Annotated in this window: 1 pseudogene; it reads left to right on the top strand. The window is 62.7% G+C overall.

Going from position 1 to position 424, the window contains the following annotated elements:
* Window positions 1-152: 152 nt before the first annotated feature.
* Window positions 153-424 (top strand): annotated as a pseudogene (locus tag NE591_RS12645) (hypothetical protein); the annotation flags it as partial.

Here is a 424-nt window from a genome sequence, read left to right as displayed (position 1 = left end):
GTGATCGCGAATCTCCGCCTCGCGGGCCATCACAGTCGGCAGGTCTACCGTCTCGCGCTGGGCGATGAGTACCGTCACGTCGTCGCGCCAACGACGTCCAGCAGGCTTATTACGGGCTGTCCTCCGTCACGCTCTTCATCATCGGCGCTCTGGTGTTTTTCCTGCCCACCGGTTTGGTGGCGGCCGAACTGGCTTCCGGCTGGGGCCAGCGCGGCGGCATCTTCCGCTGGGTCGGCGAGGCTATGGGCCCCGGACTGGCATTTACGTGCCTGCTCATCCTGTGGTTCCAGACCTCCATCAACTTCGGTATGGGCGTTGCGTCGGCATCGGCCACCATCGGCTTCTACACACCTGATTGGGACTGGGCCGTGCAGTTCATGAACCATCCGGAGAACCAGTTCTTCATCATTCTGGCGTGGCTGGC

It is taken from the genome of Adlercreutzia sp. DFI.6.23 (assembly GCF_024462535.1).
GTDB classification, from domain to species: domain Bacteria; phylum Actinomycetota; class Coriobacteriia; order Coriobacteriales; family Eggerthellaceae; genus Adlercreutzia; species Adlercreutzia rubneri.
Note: the sequence above shows the minus strand (reverse complement) of the source record. Positions and strands in the feature narration are given on the sequence as shown.